The organism is Salinicoccus sp. Bachu38 (assembly GCF_038561955.2).
GTDB lineage: Bacteria > Bacillota > Bacilli > Staphylococcales > Salinicoccaceae > Salinicoccus > Salinicoccus bachuensis.
Map to the genome: position 1 here is coordinate 1,267,548 of NZ_CP138333.2, position 23,260 is coordinate 1,290,807.

Consider the following 23,260-nt stretch of genomic DNA (forward strand, 5'->3'; position numbering starts at 1 on the left):
TTTTTAATATAATCTTGCATAGATGACGAATGATATGAATACAGTGGATATCATCAGAGCACCGAACACTTGGAACAGGTAATAGGCTGGTGCATCAATCCAGTTGAACTGAAGAGCTGTCGTAAAGAATATGAAATAGATGATCATAGCGACAAATGATGCCATGATTCCCTTTTGTCTGATCAACTTCATGCGTTCATCTTTCTGTATGAACTGTGGATAAAGGTATGCCATACTGAAAGTGACAACTGCCATGGCAATCATCATATAGAACATCCCTGGTGGTGACGACTGTGCCATTATTGCTGTAAATCCGATAAATCCAGCCAATATAACAAAGAATATGCCTATTATTAGAAAAGATGCCCTTGGACTATTCATACATCATCGTTCCTCTCATCATTTTGGGTGCTTGTAGTCCTTATCCTCCAAAATGAAGATCTGCTCAACATTCATTTTAAATAATTCTGCTAGTATCATCGCTAAAGACAGAGAAGGATTATACCTCCCTTTCTCTATGGAGATAATAGTCTGTCTTGATACCCCCAGCTTTTCCGCCAGCTTATCTTGGGAGTATCCCATTTTCTTTCTGTATTCTGCTACATTGTTTTTCAATAGCACTCCACCTCTTTGACTTCATTTTATTGTAAAGTAAACTTTACGTCAAGTAAGCTTTACTATGGGAGGTGATAGTATAAATAGATTGCACATATAAATATCAAGAAAAAAAGCACAGATTTAATCCTGTGCTTTTAATGTTACAAGCTGATTTTATTTATTACACAATTGCGTCCATTAATTGAAAAATTACGTTACATATTTATTTTTTTTATAATTACTCCACTTATGGTACCCACCCATATTCCAAGGAAACCACTGAATGTAACAAATCCCAATCCCATGCCATCCCAACCACCAACAACTACTATGCTGTAAATTACGATTCCGACACAAATTAAACTCAATATAATGGAAGTTAAAAATAGAGCTTTTCTAGAAACCCTACGAGATATTAAAAAAAGGATAGTAGCAATAACAATCCCAATGAGCAATATAGGTGTCCATCCTTCCAACATTAAAACACCATTTTATTCCCCCTTACATATTCTGACCCGTTTGTTGCATATAATCTCCTTATATTTCCGTGTTAACATCAATACATTTTATTTGAAATGAAAGTTCTATTGATTGTATGTGATGGTCTCCAATTCAGTTTCAGTGACGAGGCGATGACGGTTGCACAATTCTATAAGTTATTTTATGTTCAATAAATTTTCCAAAAGTATTTATTTTCCTAGGTTTTAATCACCTGTGTACCGGCTAACATGTCTCCCCAATGTCTGGTATCTTTTCTCAAGAGCATCATGCCAATCATAATAAGGAGAAGGAGGAAGCCAGTATTAGCGAGCATGAACCAGCTTACTGAGTAGTCTCTGTACATTGCTGCAATGACGCCTGTATGGCCAATCTGCCACGGCAGAAATTTCACCGCATTACGAAGCAGGCTGTGGAGGTACTTATGGTCCTTAAACTCAACCTTCAGATTCATTTTTCTTTTCCCGATTGTGCCATACGGAGATCTATACTCCATGACAGAGAACCAGATGATGACAGGGAGTACGGTCGTAAAGAAAGAGACCAGGTGTGAGCTCCCCTCATTAAATTCTGGAATACCATCGAAAAGAATCATATACAACAGTGTCATCGTAATGAACAGGAGAACCAGATAAATCCAAATGGCAATATAGTCAATCATCAAGGCAGTAAGACGTGTTTTATTGCCGGCAGTCTTTTTCATATATACATCTTCCTTTTCATTAATTGAAAATATATTATGTACCGGGCACTACACCTCAAACACTCCCTTAAGAATTATATTAAAGAGCTTCAAATAGAATATCAAATGAATTTTTCTAATATTTAGATTTAAATAATTTAAATGGATGTTTAAAATTATGATATTGATCCATAGCTAAAAAATGATGAAATTATACTACACATAAAAGGACCTCCAATTATGAATTGGAGGTCCTTTTAAACTATCGAAATCCATCACTGCGTCAGTCCGGCCATCCACATGGAGAGCTGCGGAATAAATGCAATCAGAATCAGGCACAGTACCATGACGATGATGAATGGTATGACTGCGACTGTGGTCTTTTCAATCGACACTTTTCCGACACTCGAGGCGACGAAAAGATTGACGCCGAGTGGAGGTGTGACGAAGCCGATGGCGAGCGCAACGACGAGAATGATGCCGAAGTGGATCGGATCGACGCCGACGGCTGTAACGACTGGGAGCAGGATTGGTGTGAGTACCACCAGTGCTGAAATCGTATCAATGAACATGCCGACAACAAGCAGGAACAGGATGACGATGAACAGTATGGCAACCGGGTTGGATGATAGGTTCGTCAGATAGGTTGCGATGCTGTTCGGTATCTGCTCGAGAGTCATGAAGAATGCGAATGATACTGAAAAACTAATGATGATCATCGTCGTCGCATTAATCATGACGGTCTCCATAAAGCCGTCGTAAATTGCTTTAAAATCGAGTTCCTTATGGATGAATATGCCGACGATCAGTGCATAGACGACTGCGGTAACAGCGGCTTCCGTCGGTGTGAATATGCCGCCGTATATCCCGCCAAGTATGATGACGGGGATGAGCAGTGCCCATTTTGCCTCGTTCAATGCTTTAAGCACATCTTTGAAATCGAATGTCCGTTTATCTTCCGAAGGTTTATATCCTTTCGCCTTGGAGATGAAGTAGGCCGTCAGCATGATGGCAATGCCGACGAGCAGTCCTGGCAGGATGCCTGCCATGAAGAGGGCGCCGACGGATACGTTGCCGATTGCGCCATAAAGGACGAGCGGAATGCTTGGCGGAATGATGACCCCCATGGAGCCGGCCGTGGCAGGGACGGCGGATGCGAATCCCTGGTCGTAGTTTCTTGCAATCATCGCTGGAATCATGAACCCGCCTATCGCCGCAACTGTCGCCGGTCCGGAACCCGCAATGGCGGCAAAGAACATGCATGCAACGATGGTGACGAGTGACAGGCCACCGGTCATCCATCCGACCAGAGCGGTCGCCAGATCAAGAAGCCTCTTCGAAATGCCGCCTTTTCCCATGAGTACACCCGCCAATATGAAGAAAGGAATGGCGAGGAGCGGGAAGGAGTCGAGAGATGTGAAGGCTTTCTGGGCAATCAGGCTGATTGGCAGATCTGTGCCAAACCAGATGGCTGCCAGTGCAGAGACTCCCAGTGAAATCGCAATGGGTACGCCAATCAGAAAACAGAGTATGAAGACGCCGAATAATATCGCTACTGTCATGATGCCGCCTCCTCGGGTTTGTCATAGTCTTTTCTGTAGATCTCCACCATCTGCAGGGCGAGACGTATCATCATGCTGAGCGCACCGAGGGGTACGGCAAGATACGGCAGCCAGAAAGGAATTTGTGTTGCAGGGGCGACCTGTCCATACTGCAGTGTCGTCATGACGAGCTGGGTCCCGAAGATTGCAACGAGCAGTACCATCAGGAACCATATGATGAGAGCGACCATATCGAGTACCTTCCGTGTGGTGCCATGGAAGAGGTCGATGAATGCAGATACTTTAATGTGCTCCCTCAGCTTTACTGCATACCCGGCGCCGATCCATACCTGGAAGATATGTATGTACCTGGCCGCTTCCTCCGTCCAGCTCGGGGCGTTCTGGAATATATAACGCCCGATGACCTGGCCGAAAATGAGTGCTACCATCAGGACGAGTGTCGCAATGAGGAACCCTTCTTCGAATCGATTTATTTTTTTTATCATTGTTTCGCTCCTTCTATAGGTCGTAGGATTGTAGAACTATTCATCTCTGGCCTCGAACAAGTCGTTCAACAGGTTGTTGCCGAGCTTTTCATCGTATTTTTCATACACCGGCTCCGCCGCTTCGATGAATTGTTCACGCTGTTCTTCGGTTATTTCATTTACCTTGAGGCCGTCGTCCTTCATTACCTCGAGGTATTCCTCATCCTGCTGGTGAGCGAGCTCCCTCTGCTCCTCACGGAACATGATGGCCGCATCCATGACCACTTCCTGCAGATCATCAGGGAGACCTTCGTAGAAATCATTGTTCATCAGCAGGACGGTCGGCATATAATATTGGCCGACGAGGCTCATGTATTCCTGCACTTCATAGAGGTTGCTGGTGTAGTATAGAGAAATCGGACCTTCCATGGCATCATACGTGCCCTGCTGCAGTGCAGTGTACATTTCCCCGAAGGCGAATGGGGAAGCATTGGCTCCGAATGCCTTGAAGATATCCGTCTGTACGGGACTCTCCAGAGTCCTGAATTTCAATCCCTCCAGATCTTCCGGTTCGTAGATCGGACGCTCGTTGTTGGTAATATGACGGAAGCCATTTTCGGCATAGACGAGCCCCTTCAGATTGTAGTCTTCCAGTTCATCGAGCAGGCTCTGGCCGTACTCGCCATCAAGTACTTTGTAGGCTTCCTCGTAGTTGTCGAAAAGGAACGGCAGGTCGAGCACCATGAAGTTCTGATTGAAGGATGAAACGACGGCGAGTGCCGGGATCGTCATCTCGACATTGCCGAGCTGGACGGATTCCACGGCTTCGCGGTCGGAAGGGAACAGGGATCCGCTCGGATAGAGTTCAACTTCGAGCCTGCCGTCGGACTCCCTTTCGATCTGTTCCTTGAACTTTTCCCCGATGATATGCGAGGAATGGCTTTCTGATACCAGGTAGGCGAGCCGGATCGTAGTTGTGTCGGATGATTCGTTCTGGTTCGGCCGGCCGCATGCGGACAGTACAAGCGTCAGCATGAGGACAATAAAGATCGTTTTTTTCATTGTGGACACGTCCCTCTGTTTGGATGATGGTTGTATGCATATTCATGATGAAAGATATAATAATAGGGTGTTTGGATAAAATTGGAACAGGTTCTGTCCCATACCATACGTATGTAGTCTAATTTGTGCATATAGTATGCTATAGTATTTTCACAAAACTGTAAAGATTAAAAATAAAGGGACATGTCAATGTATTCAGGTACAGGTGGTAAAATTTATTCGAATGAATCTCAATGGGAAAATGAAAAAGGACGCATCCTGTTTACAGAATGCGTCCGCTGCGGAAACTATATATCTTCCAGCAGTTGATGTGAAATTTCATTCTTCCTTGGGGCACGCTTGAAAAGATATTCGCCACTCCGGACCGAGGCGAGCACTTCCGCCCGTTCGCGCACCGCTTCGTACGTATCATATGCATCGAGGACGATGAAGTTGGCCGGTTTGCCTGATTCGATGCCATACTCATCTTCCAGCTGCATGACACTAGCGCCATTATGGGTGATGAGGTCGAATGCCCTGTTGATTTCATCTATATGAGTGTAGTGGGCGAGGTGGATGCCATTGTCGAGAATGTTCATCATGTTGCCGTTGCCGAGCGGGTACCAGTAGTCCGCAATTGAATCCTGGGCAAATGCTACGGCATTGCCATTTGCGAGCAGCTCCTTGACCCGCGTCAGCCCGCGGCGCTTTGGATAGCTGTCACTGCGTCCCTGCAGGTGTGCATTCTCGGTCGGGCAGGAGATGAAATTGATCTTCGATTCGCGGAAGAGGCCCATCATCTTTGCAGCATAGCTGTCATCGGCAGAACCGAAGCTGCATGTATGGCTGGCGGTAGTCTTTGCACCATATCCTTTCTCCATGACGAGCGCATTCAGCACTTCCAGGAAGCGGCTGTTCGGATCGTCATTTTCATCGCAGTGGATATCGATCATGACCTCATACTTAAGGGCGAGATCGATGATGCGTTTCAGGGATTCCACACCATGCTCATATGAAATCTCGAAGTGGGGGATACCGCCGACGACATCTGCACCCATCTCAAGGGCCTTTTCGACCAGTGCTTCCGCACCGTCATAGCGGAAGAACCCTTCCTGGGGAAATGCAACAAGCTGGAGTGTCATAACATCCTTCAGCTCCTCCCTCAACTTGAGCAGGGCCTTCATGCCCGTGAGGTTGGGGTCCGTCACATCGACATGCGTCCGGATGTACTGGACACCATGGTTCAACTCCTTCTTTATGCCCTGGAGGGCACGTTCACGCACCATTTCTTCGGTCAGCGACTTCTTGTTGTCGCTCCAGCGCTGTATACCTTCAAACAGTGTGCCCGAGATGTTGGCGTTGCCCGCTCCGACACCGGAAAAGATGTAATCAAGATGCAGATGGGGGTCGACATAGGGAGGCAGGACCAGCCGGTGCTCCAGATCGATCACCTCTTCGGCATCATCAAGGTTTTGGCCGATGGATTTGAACACGCCATTTTCCACCAGGATTTCACTTGCTTCATCCTGGCCATATATACTGGCATTAACGAATTTTTTCATAAATGCGCTCCTCTCTATTTTCAATACATATCAATTTTAAGAGAGAAGCAGATGCAAAGCAACTAAGGCACAGAAACAGAATACTTATAGGAAGTGGATGGTGGAATACAAATGAAGTTTATCGGAATCGACCTGGCATGGACATATCGGAATGAAACGGGTATTTGTGTATTGGATGCGGCGGGTGCTGTGGAATTTTTGGATGCTGCCGTCTACAGCAACGAAGAGATCGTGGAGATCATCATTGAGCACCTCGATGGCCCTGTGACGATCGCGATTGATGCCCCCCTCATCGTCAACAATGAAAACGGATCGAGAGGCGCGGAAGGGGCGTTGATGCGTTCAAGAATCCACGGCCACAGGCTGTTCGCCTTCAACTCGAACCGCGCCTTTCTCACCCGTACATTTGGGGATATACGTGGAGAAACGCTGATGAACAATATCATGCAGTCGGTGGCAGACATCAGGATCGGCTTCGAACGCGGGTCTTCGAATATCGTTGAAACCTTTCCGACCGGCATATGCTGTGGCCTTTTTCCTGCAATGCATCCGATCAGGTACAAAAGAAAGCGGAAGATGACCTTCAAGGAGACATGTGGGGAAATGGATCGGCTGATTTCCCTGTTCAGGCAGATGGAAACAGACGGAAGTATAGGTGGACTCGATGAAAAACTTGGATGGGATGCGGAGGAGGCGACCCGAAAATCGCACAAGCACCTCGAAGACAAGGTTGACGCATTCCTTTGTGCCTACGGCATGCATGCCATATACGCAGGTACTGCTGAAGAGAAGCTGTTCGGCAGCATCGAGGAGGGCTTCATCACACTGCCTGTAAAAACTGATTAACATAATCTTCAATTATTGACTGAAAATTCAGAAGGGTATATGATGATATCAAAGGATTTTTTACATATCCTTACACAAAACGCTTGAGCATCAGAAGGGGATCAGAGCCCATAGGGCTTTTGATATAGACTTAAAGCGAAAGGAGCGTAAGTACTGTCGCACATGTCTTCGAGCTGCGTAATCAGACTAAACAGTGTCAAACACTAACAGGAGGGTTAAGATGGCAGGAAATCGTGGTGTAGTCTATACTGGAGCAGGAAGTGTTGAAGTAAGGGATATCGATTATCCGGATCTCGTACTCAGGGAAGGTCCCGGGGTGCCGAAGGAGAACGTTGGACGGAAATGTGAACATGGGGTCATCCTGAAAGTCATTACTACGAACATCTGTGGCAGTGACCAGCATATGGTCAGGGGAAGGACGACAGCGCCTGAAGGACTTGTCCTCGGGCATGAGATTTTGGGCGAAGTCATTGAAGTCGGACGGGATGTGGAATTCGTCAAAAAAGGCGACATCGCCTCCGTGCCTTTCAACATCGCATGTGGCCGCTGTGTCATGTGTCAGGAGCAAAAAACACATATTTGTCTGAACACCAATCCGGAACGTGCCGGTGCGGCCTACGGCTATGTGGATATGGGAGGCTGGGTCGGCGGCCAGTCCGAATATGTCATGGTGCCATACGCCGACTTCCAGCTGCTTGTATTCCCGGACCGGGAAGTGGCAATGGATAAGGTGCTGGATCTGACGATGCTTTCCGATATTTTCCCGACAGGCTATCATGGTGCCTATTCAGCAGGCGTCAAGACAGGTTCCACGGTATATATCGCGGGAGCCGGCCCGGTCGGCCTCGCTGCAGCACACTCGGCACAGCTTCTTGGCGCATCCCGCGTCATCGTCGGTGATCTCCAGGATGAACGCCTCAAACAGGCGGAAAGCTTCGGTTGTGAGACGGTCAACGTCTCCAAGCATGACCGGTTGAATGAACAGATTGAAAATCTGCTTGGAGTGGACGAAGTCGATTGTGCCGTCGATGCAGTCGGTTTTGAGGCATCAGGGCATGGTGCTGATGGTGGCGAGCAGCCTGCGGCTGTACTCAACAGCATCATGGATGTCACGACAGCCGGCGGTAAGCTCGGTATCCCAGGCCTCTATGTAACCGAGGACCCAGGCGCATCAGACAAGGAAGCACAGCAGGGCACCCTGAAAGTGCGTCTCGGCCTCGGCTGGGCAAAAGCACATACATTCGTTACAGGACAGACACCTGCAATGAAATACAACCGTGACCTGATGAAAGCCATCCTGTCCGGCCGTGCAGATATTGCGAAAGCGGTCAATGCCACGGTCATCAGCCTGGACGAGGCACCAGGTGGATACCAGGACTTCGACAAGGGTGCAGCGAAGAAATTCGTCATCGACCCACATGGTTCATTGAAGTAACCCATAAATACGAGAAAGCCCAGGACATAAGTGCCCTGGGCTTTCTTTCTATTCATCCATATCCGCAACGACTGTCAGCTGATAGTCGATCAGTATGACGGATCTGACACCTGGTGTGTCGTCTTCGCCTTTTTCGACCGGGCTGACGTAGTGGCTGACTTTGGAATCGTAGACGCCGTAGGATTCAAGGGGCTTTGTGATTTCGAAGATTTCGTGGAGGTCGCCTTCATCTGCTTCCTCCGGTTGTCTGCCCCTGACCTCAGGTATGCCTATGGCATTCGTTCCCCCTTCGACATTGCTGCGTTCCACCAGATGGGCAAATGTGAATGGTTCTCCATCCTGGTGCAGGCAGTCCGGAGATGATACGGCCCGATCCTCATCCGATTCGACCATCAGTTTGACGAAGTGTACGCCGACATGAATCGGCATGATCTGATCTTCCTCTTTCCAGAATGTTTCGCGGTAGTTCGCCATGATGATTTCCTGGAGCAGACGGTTGTTCTGGATGGATGGTCCGATGGAATGGAATTCCCTGTAGGAACCTGCATGTTCAGGGTTGAACTTTCCCTGGAAGTAGGCTGAAAATTCTTCACCATCCCTTTGCATGGTCGGCAGCCATTCGATGGTGCCGGATGTGGGGAGGACGAGTGCACGGGAGTATCTACGGTAGCGGTTTGCTTCCGGAGCATAATCATCTATGGGCAGATCTTCAAAGTAGTCGAGTATCTCTTTGTAGTCCGCTTCAATGCCTTCATAGTCTAGGCTTGTCATAAGATCATATTTTGCATATCCATTTTTCTGCAAGTTATTCATTCATATCTATCCTTATCCGTTAGTTTTTGACATTGAATATATTAACATGAACCATAATTTTATGACAATTTGATATATGCTTCTAGTCACTTATGAAACGGTTGAGGAACTGACGATCTTCGAGGTTCATGAAGTCCACTCCGAACAGTACAAGTATGGAGAGGCCGAGCGTCCAGGCGATGACACTCAACGTCACCCACCAGAATGTGGCCTTCTGGCTGCCGCCCAGTATGACCGCCATCAGTGCCGTGAAGTGGCTGCCGACGAAGAAGGGACCGATGAAGGCGAGGCCCGGCAGTCCGTATTTTTTCCAGATGGCTTCGGCACGCTGCGATTTACGATCCTTAGTATTGCCTTTCCTTTCCTGTCGCGCAAGGTACCATCTCTTGATGCGATCCATCAGGACAATGATCAGAAGCAGCGTGACAAGGTTGCCGAGAATGCCGATGATGAGGGTCATGGTGAAATTCATTCCGCCGAGAATCCCGACCGGCACGACGACGAAGGCTTCGAACAACGGAATAGCGGATAATACGAAGACGATGATGTAGGCAATGATCAGTGATGTGTTCATTGGATACCTCCAGAGCTGAATTCTATTTTAAAACAGTTTAACACAGAACGCACCACCATGGCTTTCATCACCTCCGCAGCGGTCCGGATGTTTCAAAAGACTGAAAACGTCTATTAAAGATATAGAGAGCAAGAACAGATGGGAGGAAGACTGATGGACATTAAAAAAGGTGAAAATATGTTCTTTGTCGGGGAGGATGAAGTCAACCCCGAAGCTGAAATCATATTCAGTGTGGACGATGACGGTGACTATGTAGTGGAAAGTACAAGGGTGGATGACAGCCTGAGTGGTGAGGGCGTCGGCACCCGGCTGGTCGAAACGATGGTCGAGTTTGCCGGTCAGGAGGACAGGAAGATCGACCCGAAATGCCCCTTCACACGGAAGGTCATGGAAGACGATGCTGAAATGAAAAAACTGATCAAAAACTAATTTTCTGCCGGGGATGAATATTCCCTGGCTTTTTCTGTATAATGGGGAATTATAGTTCTGTGATTTTGAAAGGATGAAGTAAATTGGCTAAAAGTGTAGTACTCGCCGAAAAACCTTCTGTGGCCAGGGATATTGCGAAAGTATTGAATTGCCACAGGAAAGGGAACGGATTCATTGAAGGCGATAAATACATAGTGACATGGGCACTCGGGCATCTTGTGACGCTCGCCGACCCTGAAAGCTATGACAATAAATATAAGACATGGAACCTGGAGGATCTGCCCATGCTGCCGGATCCGCTCAGGTTGACGGTAATCAAGAAGGCCGGCGGCCAGTTCAATGCGGTCAAATCCCAACTGGTCCGCAAGGATGTAGACAGGATCATCATCGCAACGGATGCTGGAAGGGAAGGGGAGCTTGTTGCGCGCTGGATCATCAAGAAGGCGAAAGTGAACAAGCCTATCGAACGCCTGTGGATTTCATCTGTAACGGATAAAGCAATCAGGGAGGGCTTTGAGAACCTCAAGCCCGGGAAGAACTATGAGAACCTCTACGAGGCGGCAGTCGCCCGGTCGGAAGCGGATTGGTATATCGGATTGAACGCCTCCCGTGCATTGACGACCAAGTTCAATGCACAGCTCAACTGTGGGCGCGTGCAGACGCCGACCCTTGCGATGATCGAGAGCAGGGAAGAGGAGATACGGAATTTCAAGCCGAAGACATACTACGGCATTGAAGCGAATACAGACAAATTGAAGATGACATGGCAGGATCAGAAAGGCAACAGCCGAGGCTTCGACAAGGAACGGGTCGATGCTCTCACAAACAAAGTGGACGGCAGCCCGCTGACGGTCGATTCGGTGGAAAGCAAGCCGAAGAAGACATTCGCTCCGGGCCTGTATGACCTGACTGAACTTCAGAGGGATGCCAACAAGCAGCTCGGATTCTCGGCGAAAGAGACGCTGAATGTGCTCCAGGGGCTCTACGAGCGCCATAAGGTCGTCACCTATCCGAGGACGGATTCAAGGTACCTGTCAAAAGATATCGTGCCGACCTTGCCGGAGCGGCTGAAGGCATGTGGCATCGGGGAATACCGTGCCATAGCGACACGCATCCTGAGAGGGAAGATACAGGCAAACAAGTCCTTCGTCGACGACAGCAAGGTCAGCGACCATCATGCAATCATCCCGACGGAGAACCATGTCCATCCATCCGATTTCAACGAGCGGGAGCGCAGGCTCTATGACCTGATCGTCAAAAGGTTCCTCGCTGTCCTCCTGCCGCCGCATGAATTTGAACAGGTGACGGTGAAGGCGACAGCCGCCGGCGAGACGTTCATCGCCAAAGGCAGGACCATTCTGAAGGAAGGCTGGAAAGCGGCCTATTCCAATAACTTTGATGAAGAGGAGACGGATGACGTCAAAGATCAGCAGCTTCCGAAGCTCGAAAAGGGCGAAGCACTCCAGGTGCACCGAGTGACCCAGACTTCCGGCCAGACGAAGGCACCCGCACGCTTCACGGAAGCGACGCTGCTGTCCGCCATGGAGAACCCGGCAAAGTACATGGAAGTCCAGGACAAAAAGTTGAAATCGATTCTCGACTCGACCGGTGGGCTCGGTACTGTCGCTACACGGGCGGATATCATCGACAAGCTGTTCAATTCATTCCTGATAGAAAAGAATGGACAGTCCATCAAGATCACTTCAAAAGGCAGGCAGCTGCTGGACCTCGTGCCTGATGCGCTCAGGTCGCCTGCGACCACAGCGATTTGGGAACAGAAGCTCGAGGGTATCGCCAAGGGTCAGCTGAAGAAGGAGGACTTCATCAAGGAAATGAAGTTCCATACGCAGGCGATTACGCAGGAAATCAAAGAGAGCGACAAGAAGTTCAAGCACGATAACATATCCGGCAAGTCCTGCCCCGACTGCGGCAAGCCATTGCTCGAAGTTAACGGCAAGAAGGGCAAGATGCTCGTCTGCCAGGATAGGGAATGCGGCCACCGCAAGAACGTCGCCCGCATCACCAACGCCCGCTGCCCGAAATGCAAGAAGAAGATGACGCTGAGCGGCGAAGGCGAAGGCCAGATCTTCACATGCAAATGCGGCCACAGGGAAAAACTGTCCGCCTTCGAAGCGAGACGGAAGAAGGAAGGCCGCGGCAAGGTCGACAAGCGTACCGTCCGCAAGTATATGAAAGAGCAGGAGGACGAGGCACCGATTAACAATGCACTCGCCGAACAGCTTAAAGCACTGAATCTGGACAAGTAGAGAGGGTGGATTCCATGAAGCATTATACTGTTGCAGTGATTAGTTTCTCAGTGATATTCTATCTCACGATGATTATAGCGAATATGGTGATGGCTACCGTCCTGCCCTCAGGGACAGAAGATGGCTGGGAAGCCGCCGCCCAGCATTCCGACCAGATTGTTGTTCAAGGCAGTGTTTACACACTCCCCCTCGTCGTTGCAGCAGTCATCGCTTTTGGAGCGGGCTATCTCATTTTCAAAAGGTTTACAGACAGAATACGCTAGTCAGCAAATCCATCTGATATTTACAAACAGGTGGATTTGTATTTTGAAGTATCCTGTGGCATAATACCCCTCAAGGTTGAGATGAACATTAAAAACTGATGAAACACCTCATGACAGAGCATTAAATGGAAGCTTATACAGAAGATGAGAATCCATGCATCTGAATAATAAGGAGAGGTATTTTGACACGTTGTAAAAGCTGTGGAGACAATTGGAACGTAAGGGCAACACTCAAGCGATATACAACATCCGCGCCGGGCATGGCATGTCCATATTGTGGAGAGACTCAGTATCTTTCACAAAAATATAGGGAAAGAAGCATGTTCATTACACTTCTCATCCCACTGCCCATACTCATACAGGCATTTTTCGATGTCCATCTGGAGGGTATGATCGTTCTCTTCGTCAGTGCATTCCTCCTGGTCATCATGTTTCATTTATTTGCATTGGAAGTGGAGGCAGAAGAGGAGGACTGGAGGAACAGATTCTACTATTAAACCCGGTTTCATGACTTGCTGTAGCGGCGGACAGGAGAGGATGTAAACCCATGAAATACAAAATTGTGTTCATACACAGTGCAGGACCACAAGGTAGATATGAGGGAAGCACCGGCCTGATCCATTATATGAAAGAGCAGTTGGGCAGTACACACGAGATCTTTACGCCCGACATGCCGCTGCCAAATAATCCAAAATATGCAGAGTGGAAAGAGGTTCTGGACCTTCATCTTGATAGTATGGACGAGGTCATATTAGTTGGGCATTCCATGGGAGGATCCACGCTTCTTAAATATCTTTCGGAAGAGGAAGTGGAAACTGATATCAAGGCACTGTTCATCGTTGCGGCTCCGATATGGGGCCTTGAGGAAGACTGGCAAAAGGCGGACTTTCATCTTGAGCAAGGGTTTGAGGAAAACTTGGGGCACATCAGACATATCGCCCTATTCCATAGTGAAAAGGATGGAATTGTACCGAAGAAACATTTCGACTGCTACCATAAGTTGATTAAACCTGATGAACAAAGAATTATAGAAAGTGACTCCCATCTTTTTGAAGAAGGATTACCTGAGTTGGTTGAAAGCATAAAAAATATATAAAACCTGGCCACTTCATCGAAGTGGCCTTTTATCATGTTTATTTATTCACAAAAATGTTATTTTCTGATCCTCACCGCAATATGGCCCCGTAATATAATGGGGGCAAGAGGTGAGACGATGAAATTCAAAAAACAGAATCAACATGGAGCATGAGCAATGGTGTTCATGCCATTGATTATCGGTATGGTGGCCGGAGGGTTCCATCCGGCGCAGCTTTTCTATATGGCAGGCTGGCTGCTGATTTTCTTCATGGCAGACCATGTACTGTTCTTCATCAAGAAACAGCGGAAAAGGGAGTATGGCTACCTTAAGGCGGCGGCATTGTTTTTTGCACTGTCGGCTGCCCTGTTCATCTATCCGTTGATGGTGGACTACCGCATATTCTTCTTTTTCCTCATGATGCTCCCGTTCGGTGCAGTGAACGCATACTTTGCCTCAAACAAAAATGAACGGAACATCTTCAATGACATTTCCGCCATCACGATCTTTGCGCTCGCAGGGGGCGGCATCGCCTTCCTCAATCTGCATGCGCTGTCGTGGCCGGTATTTTTCGTCCTCATCATCAGCATCCTGTTCTTTACGAGTACGGCACTTTTTGTGAAGACGATGATCCGGGAGAAGAAGAATCCGAAATACAAGATTGCGTCATATGCCTATCATTCGATTGTATTCATCATCATGCTCAGCGCACACTGGATACTCGCCATCGCATTCCTGCTGAGCCTGATCCGGGCGGTTGCACTCTACGGACGGGGCTGGAAAATGAAGCAGATCGGCATTCTGGAGATTGTCCATGCAGTTTGGATGACGGCATTGGTCTCCATCCATATCACCAACTTCATGTAATTCCGAGCATGGGAACCGGATGGTGCCCATGCTTTTTTGCTATAATGTGGGTGAGTCGACTATATGAAGAGGGTGGGGCTATGAATATGGATGATCTTTATGATATTGCGAAACAGAAATTGAACACGCAGACGACGAGCAGGGAAGGCAGGATGGGACATGTCGCGGCGGCACTTATGACTGTAGATGGTAATATCTACACAGGTGTGGCGCTCGATCTGCCGTCTTCCATCGGCTTCTGTGCAGAGCATTCGGCGATAGCCGCCATGGTTACCGAGGGAGAGTATGACATTGCCAGGATCATAGCCGTCCATGAGGACGGGGCAGTGCTTCCGCCCTGCGGCAGATGCCGTGAACTGATCAATCAGGTCGGGGAGGACAACTATGGCTGTGAAATCGGCCTGGATGGACGGACTGTCCGGCTGGAGAAGCTGCTGCCGGAGAGGTGGGACGAAAAGTATCTCCAGTCGGATGTTTAGGCAGACATTTCCTGGATTGCTATAGTAGTATATGAAGAGTACTTATTGTTGGAAAGGTGATAGGATATGACACATTTCAATGAAATCAATACCGTTGCCCAGGGCAACACGAAACGGCTGCAGAAAACTATTCCAGACACGATGAAAAGTTTCAAGGACCTCCAGGATGCGGCCTACAAGTCCGGTGCGCTGGATAAGAAGACGAAGGAATTTGCCGCTCTGTCCTTCGCCATCGCAGACAAATGTGAAGGATGCATCGGCAATCACGTGAACAAGCTGATCAAACTCGGTGCTACACGCGAGGAGATTGCTGAAATTGCAGGGGTGGCCATCGTCATGGGCGGCGGCCCGGGCAGTGTATATGGCGGCAAAGCCCTACAGGCATATGATGATGCCACAGAAGACAGATGATCAGACAGGCAGAAAGGGGTGACAAGGAGGAACTTCTCCATCTCGCACTCAAATTGTGGCCGGAGAGTGACCGTACTGAACTCAAAAACGAATTCGACATGTTCATTGCCAGTGATGATAATGCCGTCTTTATTGTCCAGGTGAACAGTGAAACAGCGGGCTTTGCCCACTGCAGTCTGCGCCATGACTATGTTGCGGGTGCAGAATCTTCACCTGTAGGGTATCTGGAGGGTATCTATGTATCAGATGGCCATCGGTTCAAGGGATATGCACGGCAGCTTGTCGAGGCATGCGAGTCCTGGTCGAAGAAAAGGGGATGCTCGGACTTCGGCAGCGACTGCCTGATCGACAACTCTGCAAGCATTGAAATGCACGCACATCTTGGATTCAGGGAAGTCGAACGCATCGTCTCATTCCATAAAAGATTGACATGAACAGAAGGGAGCCTAGCGGATTACAGAATTCGCCAGGCCCCTTTTATGTGTCATCCTTTGTATGCCTGCTTCAGCGTTTCAAGATCGATCTTCTTCATTTCCAGGAAAGCCTGGGTGACTTTCTGTACCTGTTCCGGGGTGCCATTAGAAATCATTTCATCCATTTCCTTCGGAATGATCTGCCAGGATACGCCATACTTGTCCTTGAGCCAGCCGCACTGTTCCGCTTCAGGATCTGCAGATAATTTCTCCCAGTAGTCATCGACCGTCTGCTGGTCTTCACAAAGCACCATGAGGGAGATCGCTTCATTGAAGTTGAATTCGTGCGGACCGGCGCTGTCCATCGCAGAGAACCACTGGTCTTCGATTACGAAATCGGAGTACATGACCGAACCGGGCAGGTGAGGAGGCAGGTTTTCAGGGTATCTGGCGAGTTCCCCCATGCGGGCATCATTGAATATGGAAAGGTAGAACTCGATGGCCTCCCCGCATTTTCCAAGATTATCGCCGACGAACATGAGAGCAGGAATGATTTCGGGCCGGTCGTCCCCATCCGGGTCTGTCAATATGAGCTGCCACGAGATTCCATATTTGTCCTCGACCCAGCCATATTTTTTGCTGAAGGGGTATTCATCGAGCGGCATGAGTGCAGTGCCATCCTCAATCAAAGTGTTCCAGGTCTTCTCCAGGTTCTGCTCAGCCGCTCCATCCTTTGAAGGATCGAAATTGATGAAGAAGGAGATGGACGGGTTGAATGTGAAATAGGGGCCTGCATTGATCGCCATGAACCTGTAGCCATAAAGTTCGAAAGAAAGCTGCTGTGCATCACCGGACGGCGTGTCATGCAGTGTAACCTGATCGATGATCTTCGAGTGTGGAAATAGGGAGGTGTAGAATTCTGCCGCTTCTGCTGCTTCCGTATCAAACCATAGGTGGGGGATGATGATCTGGTTTTCCATGGATATCCCTCCTGATTCATATATACCATTATATCAGGATTTGGAGGTAAAAATACACCCGGAAGCCCTCGCAAAGGACCTCCGGATGTATTTTATTCGGTTTCCATCGGGAGCGAATCATCCTGGGTCCACTCGGTCAGTGAACCATCATATACCGTAACGTTGTCCTGTCCGAGCTTGTTCAGTGCCAGTCCTGTCCAAGTGGCTGCGATGGCACTGCCACAATATGTGATCACCTTCTTATCCGGATCAAGAGCGCCGGTTTCCTCGAATATCTTCTTCAGCTTCGCATCGTCATACAGTTCCTGGGTCTCCGGGTCGGAAAGTGCCCCGAAGAATACATTCCTGCTTCCCGGGATATGACCGGGTCTGCCATACGTATCCACTTCACCGTGGTAGTTTTGGGGAGCGAGGCTGTCCAATATGACGACACTGTCATCATCGATGGCGTTCAACACATCATCCTTGTCTGCGAACAGTTCCGGATTTCTACGGGTGTTGAAATTGCCTTCGGGATATGAGCCTGGCTCCTCTGTGACCGGACGTCCTTCTTCCTTCCATTTCCCCAATCCGCCATCAAGTACGGCGACATTGTCGAAACCTTCGTACTTCAATTGCCATGCGAGGCGTGATGCCCAGTCGGAAGCGATTACTTCAGGTGCATTGACGACAGCGCCCCTGTCATAGACGACCACATAAGTGCCTTCGCCGACACCGAGTTCACTGATCTTCTCCACAAACCTCTCACGGGATGGATGGGTGAAGGGATGCGGGGCATCAGGGTCCGACAGATCGTTTTTGAGATCTGCAAAGACTGCACCGGGAATGTGTTCCTCTTCATACGCCTCTTTCCCAGACCATACATCATAATAGCCATCACCTTTAGGCTGTTTCAGAAATGTTGTTGCATCCAGCAGCCGCAATTCCGGATCTTCAAGCCGTTCCGCCAGCCAGTCGGTCGATACGAATAGTGGGACATTATTCAAAATAACCACTCCTTATGATTTTGAAATTAAACCTATTATTATACTAGGAATTAAATCGATATTACCAGTGCAGGCCTTCCGTTTCAAATCATATGCGTTATGCAAAGCAAAAAGGAATGCCGCGGCATTCCTTTTCAAAAGCATCTATATCATCCGTTCAGCTCTCTGTGACCGTCTTTTTCTTATTGCGGTAGGCTTTCGGAATATAGACGCAATAGGGCTCGCTCTCCAGATAGTCTCCTGTGGCGGCATAGGCTCTTGAGCGGGAACCGCCGCAGACATGCCTGAATTCGCAAACGCCGCATTTCCCCTTATAGAGGTTCGGATTTCGGAGACTTTTGAGGATCGGGGAGTTCCTGTATATGTCGGACAGCTTGTCGACGCGCACATTGCCGCAGTTCACCGGCAGCAGTCCGCTTGGATAGACATGGCCGATGTGTGAGATGAAGACGAATCCATTGCCGTCATTGACGCCCTTAGGTGCACGCCCAAGGCCATCGATTGTGCCTGTCTTCCCTTCGCTGAGAGCATCCATGTAGCGGATCTGGGCATCAGGATCCCTATTCTTGCGCATCTGATCCTGGATGACGACCCGGCGGTAATGCTGGGCGGCTGTGGTCTTGATGTCGAACGGCACTTCGTCCTTGATCCTGTTCAGCCATCTGAAGACCTGCTCATGCTGGACGGGTGTGATCATATCCTCGTTCTTCCCACGGCCGGTCGGCACGAGGAAGAATACGCTCCACAGCACACAGTCGAGGGATTCGACCATCTCCTTCATTTCTTCGAGGTACTCGATATTATAGTTGGAGATCACCGTGTTGATCTGAAGCGGCATGCCGAGTTCGTTCAAGTAGCTGATGGCTTTCATCGTCAGGTCGAAGCTCCCTTCGGTTCCCCTGAAGTGGTCATGGACCTGCTTGTTGTGGCCATCCAGGCTGAACGCCCAGCGGCTGAGTCCGACATCCTTCGCCTTCTGCATCGCTTCTTTTGTGACATTCGGTGTGGCGCTCGGTGTCATCGATACTCTGACGCCCTTTTCCACTGCATATTCTGCAAGTTCGAATACATCTTTCCGCATCAGCGGATCTCCGCCGGTAAATACGAGCATCGGATATTCCATCGCTGCAATGTCATCTATGAGCCGCTTGCCTTCTTCTGTGGACAATTCATATGGATTCCGTTCAACCTGCGCTTCGGCCCTGCAGTGCAGGCAATGCAGCTCACATGCACGTGTCAGTTCCCATATGACTATGAAAGGAACCCCATTGAAGTCCGGGATTCTGATATCTGGTTTCATTACCATCGCTCCTTTAACTGTTACCTCCAATATAAATCACCAGAAACAGAAAACAATTGATATTTTGTGACAAAGTTAACAATGTTTATCATCGTTCATCATATTGTAATAACTTGTGGATCGGGTAGAGGGTATTGAATTGAAAGGAGGGATTTCAGTGGAGATTGTCATCACAAAGAAGAATGTCAGGATCCTTTTTCCGAAAGATTGTGGCAATGCACCGAAAAAGCGCCTGTTGATTGATGTACTGGCTGCCTTTATTGATGGCAACCATGCTGCACTTGAAGAGCGGGTGGATACGGAAACGGTGACGTTTCCGTCGCTTCCTGAAGGTTTAAGGGAAGTCACAGTCCATCGGGTGATCACCCATGGGAAGGAGGCGGCGATGCACCTGACCATATCTTTTGCTGACGGACGGCAGGTGGAGGCAGGAGCCTTCCTCTCTTTTGGAAGTGCTGCCAATAACATCATTTCCGAATTGGACATACTGGTTAAAAGCCATCGGTAATATGACTGGCAGGGATTTCTGCCACCGCCTTCAGCTGCACTAATTCATTGCAGTAGCGGTGGCTTAGTGGTAAATTTAAGGGGAAAGAGACTTTGGAAAAAGGGGTTTACGCATGCCTAATATTATAAATATAGACAGCCTGGAAGAGGCTCAGGCACTAATCGGTGCAAATGATCAGCATATCACTTTTCTGGAAGAGGAATTCGATGTGACAATCCATACCCTCGGCAATGAGATTACCGTCGATGGTGAAAATGATGAAACTGTCGAATTGACGGAGGATGTACTGATCAATCTGCTCAAAATCATCCAGAGGGGGATGTCCATCAACCTCAGGGATGTCCAATCTGCAGCCATGATGGCACGCAAGGGTACGATCGAATACCTTGCAGATCTCTATAATGAAGAGATCGCCCGGGATGTGAAAGGGAAGAGCATCCGTGCGAAGACGACGGGGCAGCGCCTGTATATAGAAAACATCAAACGCAATGACCTGTCATTCGGCATCGGACCAGCAGGCACGGGCAAGACTTTCCTGGCTGTCGTCCTGGCATGCCAGATGCTCCGTGAAAACAGCGTGAAACGGATCGTTCTGACACGGCCGGCTGTGGAGGCGGGGGAAAATCTCGGTTTCCTGCCAGGCGATCTCAAGGAGAAGGTGGATCCCTATCTGAGACCGCTCTATGATGGGCTCCATACGGTCCTCGGGGCAGAGCAGACGGACCGGCTTATAGAACGTGGGGTTATAGAGGTGGCGCCTCTCGCCTACATGCGTGGCCGTACATTGAACGAGGCGTTCGTCATACTGGATGAAGCCCAGAATACGACCGAGATGCAGATGAAGATGTTCCTGACGCGGCTCGGGTTCGGTTCAAAAATGGTCGTTACAGGCGATGAGACCCAGATCGACCTCCCGGGATCCACGAAGAGCGGACTTGTCGAGTCTGTAAGACTGCTTTCGGACGTCAAAGGGATTGCGGTGAACAAGATGGATGAATCGGATGTTGTACGCCATCCGCTTGTATCAAAAATCATCAAGGCATACGAGAAGGAGTGAGCAGCTTGATCAATGTAGACTTCATGGACGAGGACGGCTTTACGGATGAAAATCAGAAGGATGAAATCGAGTCGCTGATCAGTTACGCCTATGGTCATCTCGATGAAAAGGACCACGCGGAAATCAGCATTTCTTTTGTGGACGAAGAGGAAATAAAGGATATCAACCGGGACTATCGCGGAAAGGACACCGTCACCGATGTGATCAGCTTTGCGATGGAGGATGAGGATGACAATGTAATCCATGAGGACGCGCCCAGGATGCTCGGGGATATCATCATCTGCACGGATCGTGCAAAGGCACAGGCCGAGGAATACGGCCACAGCTACAAAAGGGAGCTTATGTTCCTCAGCCTGCACGGATTCCTCCATCTGCTCGGATATGACCACATGGAAGTGGAGGAGGAAAAAGAGATGAACCGTCTGCAGGATGAAATACTGGATGCTTTCGGTGTAACCCGGGAAGAATGATATGAGGCTGTTCAACAGGTTCAAATTCGCTTTCATGGGACTCAGCTGGCTGATGCGGAAGGATACGCATTTCATTGTCCATCTCATGTTCGGCGTGCTGGCCATCATCCTGGGGATGGTGGTGGACCTCGACCGCACCGGCTGGCTGTTCATCATCAGTGCGGTGTTCCTTGTGCTGGTTACCGAAGCATTCAACACAGCTGTCGAAGCGGCTGTCGATCTGACGACGGACAAGTATCACCCCATGGCCAAGGCGGCCAAGGATGCGGGGGCGGCAGGTGTACTGCTGGCTGCATTCTATGCCGCCATCATCGGTCTGCTTGTGTTTATACCCTATTTGCTATAGTGAGGAGAGGCTTTTATGAACGATGGAATATTCAAGGAGGAATGGCTGGAAGAGGTGAAGGTGGCGCAGAGCCGTGCATATACACCGTATTCCAAGTTTGACGTGGGCGCATTGCTCATTACGGAAGATGATGAATACATTTATGGCGCCAATATAGAAAATGCCGCCTATCCTGCAACAATATGTGCAGAACGCAGCGCACTGGTCAGCGCCTATTCCAATGATATCAAGAAATTCAAGGCAATCGTGGTCATCACGGATTCGGAAGAGCCATCCAGCCCCTGCGGCACTTGCCGCCAGGTCATGAAGGAACTCTGTGACGATGATATGCCTGTATACTTGGCCAATACGGACGGCAAAGTCATCAAGCGTACCGTGGATGAACTGCTGCCGCTCGGCTTTTCAGGGAAGGATATGAAACTATGACAGAAAAAGGATTCAAATCGGGCTTCATAAGCATAATCGGGCGTCCGAATGTCGGCAAATCGACTTTCATGAATAAGGTCCTCGGACAGAAAGTGGCCATCATGTCGGACAAGCCCCAGACGACAAGAAACAAAATCCAGGGCGTCCATACGACAGAGACGAGCCAGATGATTTTCATAGATACACCCGGCATCCACAAGCCGAAGCACCAGCTTGGGGAGCACATGATGAAGGTGGCAAGGAATACGCTGAGGGAGACGGAAGCGATACTGTTCCTCGTGAATGTCGCGGAAGAGATCGGCCGTGGTGATGAATATATCATCGACATGCTCAAAAACACGGATACACCGATCATCCTCGTAATGAACAAGATCGACCTGGTCCATCCGGACAAGCTCATCGAACAGATTGAGGTGTATAAGGACAAGCTGCCTTTTGCCGATGTTGTTCCCATTTCGGCACTGCAGGGCAACAATGTCGACCGGCTGCTTGAAGTCATCGAGGGCTACCTTCCGGAAGGCCCGATGTACTATCCGGAGGACCGGATCACGGACCATCCGGAACACTTCATCGTGGGTGAACTCATCCGTGAAAAGGCACTGCACCTGACAAGCCAGGAAATCCCGCATGCAATCGGTGTCGAAGTGGAGCGCATGAAGGCGGATGACCGGGGGACGATCAATGTTGCCGCAGTAATCTACGTTGAACGCGATTCGCAAAAAGGGATGGTCATCGGCAAGAACGGCAAGATGCTCAAGGAGATCGGCAAGCTTGCCCGCATCGATATAGAGAATCTGCTCGGCAGCAGGGTCTATCTCGAACTTTGGGTGAAAGTCCAGAAGGATTGGCGCAACAAGTCACAATTCATCCGCTCCCTCGGCTATCGGGACGAGGAGTATTAGAACGACG

Annotated in this window: 30 protein-coding genes; 17 read left to right on the forward strand and 13 right to left on the reverse strand. The window is 49.1% G+C overall.

All coding sequences use genetic code 11. The features are described 5' to 3' along the window. Positions 1–3: 3 nt before the first annotated feature. From RQP18_RS06290 to RQP18_RS06325, 8 genes are all read right to left on the reverse strand, one after another. Positions 4–330, reverse strand: a complete 327-nt coding sequence (locus tag RQP18_RS06290) for a permease (RefSeq protein WP_373446148.1) — start codon at positions 328–330, stop codon at positions 4–6. A gap of 69 nt (positions 331–399) precedes the next feature. Beyond that, positions 400–615 (reverse strand): helix-turn-helix transcriptional regulator, encoded by a 216-nt coding sequence (locus RQP18_RS06295; RefSeq protein WP_342389302.1) that lies wholly within the window; start codon positions 613–615, stop codon positions 400–402. Between the two features lie 197 nt (positions 616–812). Continuing rightward, positions 813–1,076: a YesK family protein gene (locus tag RQP18_RS06300; protein ID WP_342389303.1), complete on the reverse strand. Its 264-nt coding sequence runs from the start codon at positions 1,074–1,076 to the stop codon at positions 813–815. 218 nt (positions 1,077–1,294) lie between these two features. Next, positions 1,295–1,798 carry an RDD family protein gene (locus RQP18_RS06305; RefSeq protein ID WP_342389304.1) on the reverse strand — a complete coding sequence of 168 codons (504 nt, stop codon included), beginning with the start codon at positions 1,796–1,798 and terminating at the stop codon, positions 1,295–1,297. A 254-nt stretch (positions 1,799–2,052) separates the two neighbouring features. Further along, positions 2,053–3,339, reverse strand: a complete 1,287-nt coding sequence (locus tag RQP18_RS06310; RefSeq protein WP_342389305.1) for a TRAP transporter large permease — start codon at positions 3,337–3,339, stop codon at positions 2,053–2,055. Beyond that, positions 3,336–3,824, reverse strand: a complete 489-nt coding sequence (locus RQP18_RS06315; RefSeq protein WP_342389306.1) for a TRAP transporter small permease — start codon at positions 3,822–3,824, stop codon at positions 3,336–3,338. The genes RQP18_RS06310 and RQP18_RS06315 overlap by 4 nt, the downstream gene beginning before the upstream one ends. A gap of 36 nt (positions 3,825–3,860) precedes the next feature. After that, positions 3,861–4,865: a TRAP transporter substrate-binding protein gene (locus RQP18_RS06320; protein ID WP_342389307.1), complete on the reverse strand. Its 1,005-nt coding sequence runs from the start codon at positions 4,863–4,865 to the stop codon at positions 3,861–3,863. A 287-nt stretch (positions 4,866–5,152) separates the two neighbouring features. Then, entirely contained in the window at positions 5,153–6,406 is a 1,254-nt protein-coding gene (locus tag RQP18_RS06325) for an amidohydrolase family protein (RefSeq protein ID WP_342389308.1), read from the reverse strand. Positions 6,407–6,517: 111 nt separating this feature from the next. On the opposite strand from RQP18_RS06325, the gene RQP18_RS06330 reads away from it, so the two are divergent. Together RQP18_RS06330 and fdhA are read left to right on the forward strand one after the other, a co-directional pair. Continuing rightward, entirely contained in the window at positions 6,518–7,252 is a 735-nt protein-coding gene (locus RQP18_RS06330) for a DUF429 domain-containing protein (RefSeq protein ID WP_342389309.1), read from the forward strand. Between the two features lie 220 nt (positions 7,253–7,472). Beyond that, the gene (gene fdhA / locus RQP18_RS06335; protein WP_342389310.1) at positions 7,473–8,687 is read left to right on the forward strand and encodes a formaldehyde dehydrogenase, glutathione-independent; all 1,215 of its coding nucleotides are present in this window, start codon (positions 7,473–7,475) and stop codon (positions 8,685–8,687) included. Between the two features lie 48 nt (positions 8,688–8,735). Here fdhA and RQP18_RS06340 read toward each other — a convergent pair whose 3' ends face one another. After that, positions 8,736–9,500, reverse strand: a complete 765-nt coding sequence (locus RQP18_RS06340; RefSeq protein ID WP_342389311.1) for a 2OG-Fe dioxygenase family protein — start codon at positions 9,498–9,500, stop codon at positions 8,736–8,738. A gap of 82 nt (positions 9,501–9,582) precedes the next feature. Next, positions 9,583–10,074 carry a small multi-drug export protein gene (locus RQP18_RS06345; RefSeq protein ID WP_342389312.1) on the reverse strand — a complete coding sequence of 164 codons (492 nt, stop codon included), beginning with the start codon at positions 10,072–10,074 and terminating at the stop codon, positions 9,583–9,585. Between the two features lie 153 nt (positions 10,075–10,227). On the opposite strand from RQP18_RS06345, the gene RQP18_RS06350 reads away from it, so the two are divergent. The 9 genes from RQP18_RS06350 (at position 10,228) to aac(6') (ending at position 16,299) form a co-directional block, all read left to right on the forward strand. Continuing rightward, the gene (locus RQP18_RS06350; protein ID WP_342389313.1) at positions 10,228–10,503 is read left to right on the forward strand and encodes a GNAT family N-acetyltransferase; all 276 of its coding nucleotides are present in this window, start codon (positions 10,228–10,230) and stop codon (positions 10,501–10,503) included. An 83-nt stretch (positions 10,504–10,586) separates the two neighbouring features. Next, positions 10,587–12,770: a DNA topoisomerase III gene (locus RQP18_RS06355; protein WP_342389314.1), complete on the forward strand. Its 2,184-nt coding sequence runs from the start codon at positions 10,587–10,589 to the stop codon at positions 12,768–12,770. Between the two features lie 14 nt (positions 12,771–12,784). Then, a complete protein-coding gene (locus RQP18_RS06360; protein ID WP_342389315.1) occupies positions 12,785–13,033 on the forward strand; it encodes a hypothetical protein in 249 nt (82 codons plus the stop codon). Between the two features lie 182 nt (positions 13,034–13,215). Next, positions 13,216–13,530 carry a TIGR04104 family putative zinc finger protein gene (locus tag RQP18_RS06365; RefSeq protein ID WP_342389316.1) on the forward strand — a complete coding sequence of 105 codons (315 nt, stop codon included), beginning with the start codon at positions 13,216–13,218 and terminating at the stop codon, positions 13,528–13,530. Between the two features lie 50 nt (positions 13,531–13,580). After that, the gene (locus RQP18_RS06370) at positions 13,581–14,129 is read left to right on the forward strand and encodes an alpha/beta fold hydrolase (protein WP_342389317.1); all 549 of its coding nucleotides are present in this window, start codon (positions 13,581–13,583) and stop codon (positions 14,127–14,129) included. Positions 14,130–14,285: 156 nt separating this feature from the next. Next, positions 14,286–14,975, forward strand: a complete 690-nt coding sequence (locus RQP18_RS06375) for a YwiC-like family protein (protein ID WP_342389318.1) — start codon at positions 14,286–14,288, stop codon at positions 14,973–14,975. 80 nt (positions 14,976–15,055) lie between these two features. Further along, a complete protein-coding gene (locus tag RQP18_RS06380; protein WP_342389319.1) occupies positions 15,056–15,454 on the forward strand; it encodes a cytidine deaminase family protein in 399 nt (132 codons plus the stop codon). A 66-nt stretch (positions 15,455–15,520) separates the two neighbouring features. Continuing rightward, positions 15,521–15,865 (forward strand): carboxymuconolactone decarboxylase family protein, encoded by a 345-nt coding sequence (locus RQP18_RS06385; protein ID WP_342389320.1) that lies wholly within the window; start codon positions 15,521–15,523, stop codon positions 15,863–15,865. After that, complete coding sequence (gene aac(6'), locus RQP18_RS06390; RefSeq protein WP_342389321.1) at positions 15,862–16,299, forward strand: aminoglycoside 6'-N-acetyltransferase; 438 nt, start codon at positions 15,862–15,864, stop codon at positions 16,297–16,299. Before RQP18_RS06385 ends, aac(6') begins: the two co-directional genes overlap by 4 nt. A gap of 50 nt (positions 16,300–16,349) precedes the next feature. Here the strand turns inward: aac(6') and RQP18_RS06395 are convergent, their stop codons facing one another. The 3 genes from RQP18_RS06395 to RQP18_RS06405 all read right to left on the reverse strand — a co-directional run bounded on the left by RQP18_RS06395 (position 16,350) and on the right by RQP18_RS06405 (position 19,544). Further along, entirely contained in the window at positions 16,350–17,258 is a 909-nt protein-coding gene (locus RQP18_RS06395; protein ID WP_342389322.1) for a VOC family protein, read from the reverse strand. Between the two features lie 92 nt (positions 17,259–17,350). Next, a complete protein-coding gene (locus tag RQP18_RS06400; RefSeq protein WP_342389323.1) occupies positions 17,351–18,244 on the reverse strand; it encodes a sulfurtransferase in 894 nt (297 codons plus the stop codon). Between the two features lie 157 nt (positions 18,245–18,401). Then, entirely contained in the window at positions 18,402–19,544 is a 1,143-nt protein-coding gene (locus tag RQP18_RS06405; protein WP_342389325.1) for a TIGR04053 family radical SAM/SPASM domain-containing protein, read from the reverse strand. 157 nt (positions 19,545–19,701) lie between these two features. Between RQP18_RS06405 and RQP18_RS06410 the strand changes: the two genes are divergently transcribed. From RQP18_RS06410 to era, 6 genes are all read left to right on the forward strand, one after another. Next, positions 19,702–20,052 carry a hypothetical protein gene (locus RQP18_RS06410; RefSeq protein ID WP_342389326.1) on the forward strand — a complete coding sequence of 117 codons (351 nt, stop codon included), beginning with the start codon at positions 19,702–19,704 and terminating at the stop codon, positions 20,050–20,052. A 112-nt stretch (positions 20,053–20,164) separates the two neighbouring features. Beyond that, entirely contained in the window at positions 20,165–21,109 is a 945-nt protein-coding gene (locus RQP18_RS06415; protein ID WP_342389327.1) for a PhoH family protein, read from the forward strand. 5 nt (positions 21,110–21,114) lie between these two features. Then, positions 21,115–21,579, forward strand: coding sequence for an rRNA maturation RNase YbeY (ybeY, locus tag RQP18_RS06420; RefSeq protein WP_373446149.1), 465 nt, complete (start codon positions 21,115–21,117; stop codon positions 21,577–21,579). A gap of 1 nt (position 21,580) precedes the next feature. Next, positions 21,581–21,925, forward strand: coding sequence for a diacylglycerol kinase (locus tag RQP18_RS06425; protein WP_342389328.1), 345 nt, complete (start codon positions 21,581–21,583; stop codon positions 21,923–21,925). Between the two features lie 15 nt (positions 21,926–21,940). After that, the gene (gene cdd / locus RQP18_RS06430; RefSeq protein ID WP_342389330.1) at positions 21,941–22,351 is read left to right on the forward strand and encodes a cytidine deaminase; all 411 of its coding nucleotides are present in this window, start codon (positions 21,941–21,943) and stop codon (positions 22,349–22,351) included. Further along, positions 22,348–23,253: a GTPase Era gene (gene era / locus RQP18_RS06435; protein WP_342389331.1), complete on the forward strand. Its 906-nt coding sequence runs from the start codon at positions 22,348–22,350 to the stop codon at positions 23,251–23,253. Before cdd ends, era begins: the two co-directional genes overlap by 4 nt. Positions 23,254–23,260 lie beyond the last annotated feature (7 nt).

Coding starts and splice junctions, on each gene's coding strand:
- RQP18_RS06300 (WP_342389303.1), bottom strand. CDS start 1,076: ATGTTGGAAGGATGGACACCTATATTGCTCATTGGGATTGTTATTGCT.
- RQP18_RS06345 (WP_342389312.1), bottom strand. CDS start 10,074: ATGAACACATCACTGATCATTGCCTACATCATCGTCTTCGTATTATCC.
- RQP18_RS06380 (WP_342389319.1), top strand. CDS start 15,056: ATGAATATGGATGATCTTTATGATATTGCGAAACAGAAATTGAACACG.
- RQP18_RS06305 (WP_342389304.1), bottom strand. CDS start 1,798: ATGAAAAAGACTGCCGGCAATAAAACACGTCTTACTGCCTTGATGATT.
- era (WP_342389331.1), top strand. CDS start 22,348: ATGACAGAAAAAGGATTCAAATCGGGCTTCATAAGCATAATCGGGCGT.
- RQP18_RS06310 (WP_342389305.1), bottom strand. CDS start 3,339: ATGACAGTAGCGATATTATTCGGCGTCTTCATACTCTGTTTTCTGATT.
- cdd (WP_342389330.1), top strand. CDS start 21,941: ATGAACGATGGAATATTCAAGGAGGAATGGCTGGAAGAGGTGAAGGTG.
- RQP18_RS06330 (WP_342389309.1), top strand. CDS start 6,518: ATGAAGTTTATCGGAATCGACCTGGCATGGACATATCGGAATGAAACG.
- RQP18_RS06315 (WP_342389306.1), bottom strand. CDS start 3,824: ATGATAAAAAAAATAAATCGATTCGAAGAAGGGTTCCTCATTGCGACA.
- RQP18_RS06395 (WP_342389322.1), bottom strand. CDS start 17,258: ATGGAAAACCAGATCATCATCCCCCACCTATGGTTTGATACGGAAGCA.
- RQP18_RS06320 (WP_342389307.1), bottom strand. CDS start 4,865: ATGAAAAAAACGATCTTTATTGTCCTCATGCTGACGCTTGTACTGTCC.
- fdhA (WP_342389310.1), top strand. CDS start 7,473: ATGGCAGGAAATCGTGGTGTAGTCTATACTGGAGCAGGAAGTGTTGAA.
- RQP18_RS06350 (WP_342389313.1), top strand. CDS start 10,228: ATGGACATTAAAAAAGGTGAAAATATGTTCTTTGTCGGGGAGGATGAA.
- RQP18_RS06375 (WP_342389318.1), top strand. CDS start 14,286: ATGGTGTTCATGCCATTGATTATCGGTATGGTGGCCGGAGGGTTCCAT.
- RQP18_RS06415 (WP_342389327.1), top strand. CDS start 20,165: ATGCCTAATATTATAAATATAGACAGCCTGGAAGAGGCTCAGGCACTA.
- RQP18_RS06325 (WP_342389308.1), bottom strand. CDS start 6,406: ATGAAAAAATTCGTTAATGCCAGTATATATGGCCAGGATGAAGCAAGT.
- RQP18_RS06425 (WP_342389328.1), top strand. CDS start 21,581: ATGAGGCTGTTCAACAGGTTCAAATTCGCTTTCATGGGACTCAGCTGG.
- RQP18_RS06370 (WP_342389317.1), top strand. CDS start 13,581: ATGAAATACAAAATTGTGTTCATACACAGTGCAGGACCACAAGGTAGA.
- RQP18_RS06360 (WP_342389315.1), top strand. CDS start 12,785: ATGAAGCATTATACTGTTGCAGTGATTAGTTTCTCAGTGATATTCTAT.
- RQP18_RS06385 (WP_342389320.1), top strand. CDS start 15,521: ATGACACATTTCAATGAAATCAATACCGTTGCCCAGGGCAACACGAAA.
- RQP18_RS06405 (WP_342389325.1), bottom strand. CDS start 19,544: ATGAAACCAGATATCAGAATCCCGGACTTCAATGGGGTTCCTTTCATA.
- RQP18_RS06340 (WP_342389311.1), bottom strand. CDS start 9,500: ATGAATAACTTGCAGAAAAATGGATATGCAAAATATGATCTTATGACA.